This window comes from Streptomyces sp. NPDC001851 (genome assembly GCF_040297165.1).
Classification (GTDB): domain Bacteria; phylum Actinomycetota; class Actinomycetes; order Streptomycetales; family Streptomycetaceae; genus Streptomyces.
The window spans coordinates 1-1023 of the sequence record NZ_JBEOYR010000107.1; the positions used below are offsets into that span (position 1 = coordinate 1).

Consider the following 1023-nt stretch of genomic DNA (forward strand, 5'->3'; position numbering starts at 1 on the left):
GCCGATCTCATGCGCGCGTTCGCCGAGCTGCCGGCTGATCTGCTGTTCGTGCTCATAGGCCGGCAGGTAGGCCGCGATGCGGTTTTTGTAATCGTCCAGGGCGGCCAGCAGCGGTTGCAGCTGCGGGCGCTGCGCGTCGCTGACCCGGCGGCTCAGGGCGTTGGCCGCGTCGCGCGCGTCGTCGATGGCCGCCATCAGCGGCGCTTCGGTTTCCTTGTTCAGGCTCAGCAGCAGACCGCGCGCGCCGTAGCGCACCTGGGTCAGCTTCTGGTTCAGTTGAATGAAGGCCAGCTGCAGATCGCCGTTGGTGAGCTGGCGCTCCACCTGGCTCAGGCTGGCCTGCACTTCCGACATGTTCCAGCTCTGGCGCACCGCGTCTTTCGCCGAGACCGCCTGCTCAAAGATTTTTTGCTGTTGCTGATATTCCCCAATCAGCGTCACCAGACGCTGCAGATCCTTGCGGCTTTGGGCGTCCCAGTCCAACGCCTGGCCCTGGTCTATCAGTTTGACGACGTTATCGATATTGGCGCGATTGTTCTGCAGATACTCCGGCTGGTAGGTCTGGCCGTACATGGCGCGGTTGTATTTGGCCTGGTTGATCTCCTCGTTCAGCCGGTTGCTGAAGTCGATGCGATCGGCGCGGGATTCGATGATGTGCAGGTATTGCGCCCCGGTGCCGGCGATGACGACCGCCAACAGCAGCAATAGCGCGAAGCCGAGGCCGAGCTTTTTACCTACGGTGAGATGAGTGAACTTTCCTGCTAATGCTTGCAATGCCGCCATAGCGTTTTTCCTTCTCCGGGCGAACGTCAATTGAACAAACCATCGGCAAGAAGTGGTCAAACTTTAGCGGATTTCAGGCAAAAAAATACCCGCCGGCGGCGGGCATCTTCATCAACGGGGGCGAATTACTTCTTCGCGGCGAAGCGTGCGGCGGCTTCATCCCAGTTGACCACGTTCCAGAACGCCTTGATGTAGTCAGGGCGTTTGTTCTGGTATTTCAGGTAGTAAGCGTGTTCCCAC

General features: G+C 59.6%; 2 protein-coding genes. Both read right to left on the minus strand.

Translation table 11 applies throughout. The annotated features are described in order from the left end of the window. On the minus strand, positions 1–783 hold a 783-nt coding region (locus tag ABT171_RS41810), incomplete at its 3' end, for a methyl-accepting chemotaxis protein (protein ID WP_351252217.1). Positions 784–908: 125 nt separating this feature from the next. Continuing rightward, a partial coding sequence (locus tag ABT171_RS41815) for a Fe-Mn family superoxide dismutase (protein ID WP_351252219.1) occupies positions 909–1023 on the minus strand: 115 nt, incomplete at its 5' end.